At 32.8% G+C, this 1,464-nt stretch carries 1 protein-coding gene and 1 pseudogene; both read right to left on the bottom strand.

Annotated features, from left to right (window positions below):
• Window positions 1-1,318 (bottom strand): annotated as a pseudogene (locus CYP05_RS07570) (aminotransferase); the annotation flags it as partial.
• 11 nt (window positions 1,319-1,329) lie between these two features.
• Entirely contained in the window at window positions 1,330-1,452 is a 123-nt protein-coding gene (locus CYP05_RS10205; RefSeq protein WP_258031543.1) for a hypothetical protein, read from the bottom strand.
• Between the last annotated feature and the right edge of the window lie 12 nt (window positions 1,453-1,464).

Here is a 1,464-nt window from a genome sequence, read left to right as displayed (position 1 = left end):
ATTTCTCTACTTTTGCATCTGGTGCTTGATAGCTTGTTGGATATATAAAGCCCTTTATTCCTTTGCTTTGCAGTAAATTTTGAGCATCACTTATAGTAAATTTAGAGTTATCTATATCATATATAAGTGTAGGAGTTATACCATCAATATCGTTAGCTTCTTCACTTTTATCTTTGAAACTTGCCACTGATATAGCTGAATAGTTTTTAAGTACCGATTTTAGGTTATATGGCTCTATTTGTATCGTTTTCCAGCTATTTAGCACTTGAGTTTTTGGGTTCTTATTTGGCGTGCTAAAGTCACTACTTACACTTAATGTTATCTTTGGCTCATTTTTATTAGCTTGAAGCTCTATAAGCATTTGCTCTAGTTCATTAACTACATGAAATAATGCTCCTTTTCTGCCATTATAGACTATCTTACACATTAGATCAGTTAGATTATAAGTTCCCTTAAACCCATCTACACTTACTTTATATTTGTCATTTACTATTTTAGGTTTTGTGGTGATGTTAAATTTTGCATTGATCATAGGTAAAAATTCTCTTATATCTATCGCATTAAGCCTCTTTGCTCTATCATAATAGTCTTTTTTGAAACTCGCATCTTCTTCTATCATTCTTAATAGATAATCAGCTGTAGAATTTCTAGCATCAGCTAGCAGCTCTTCAACACTTATGTTTTGCTCTTTTGTGCTGTCTTTTGGCTCGATTACCACATCTGTTTCTATCTTCATTTGCGTATCTTTTTCTTTGCCTTTCTTAACCTTTTGTGCTGCACTTTTAAAGCTTTCGTATTGTTTTTCTAGTTGATCTTCATCCATGCTTAAAGGTTCTATATTATTTAGACCATACTTGTTAGATAAGATGTCATTAACCACTCTTTTAAATTTCTCTACTGATTTAGCCATGATAGCTTTTGTTTGTTGCTTGGATGCACCTTTTGTATATATTACTCCACCAGTTTTTACACTATGAGTAAATTTCATATTTTCAAAAGAGACTATTAGATGGATATGAGGCTCTCTTTTTAGCGGTTCGCCATTTTTATGTTTCTTGTTTAATGTTCTATTTTCTAGTGCCCCTTCTGGACGAGGAATATATGGCTCTTCTTTGATTATAGGCAGATGAGCTTCAGCATAAAAAAGTAGCTCATCTATGTCGTGATTTGGGAAAGTGAGCTTCAAAAAATCCATTATAAGATCATCTATATTGCCACTTTCATATAGCTTGTTCCACTCCTCTGAAGTAAATGACAAGGATATATGATAGTAGTTATATTTCTTATTCTTTTTCTTGCTCTGGTGCCTTTCAGACATCTCGATAAGATCTAAATTTCAGCCAGTGGCAATCTATCATCTTTTTCATCTCTAGTTAGCTTTGAATCTCTTTTCTTACCAGTTTTTAGATAATCAGCTACGCCTTTTTCTCCCTTTGAGATCTTAACTATCATAGTTACTCCTTA

Source organism: Campylobacter concisus (assembly GCF_002913545.1).
In the GTDB taxonomy this organism is placed as follows: Bacteria; Campylobacterota; Campylobacteria; order Campylobacterales; family Campylobacteraceae; genus Campylobacter_A; species Campylobacter_A concisus_AV.
This window is presented reverse-complemented; position numbering and strand designations above follow the sequence as displayed.

Coding starts and splice junctions, on each gene's coding strand:
- CYP05_RS10205 (WP_258031543.1), bottom strand. CDS start 1,452: ATGATAGTTAAGATCTCAAAGGGAGAAAAAGGCGTAGCTGATTATCTA.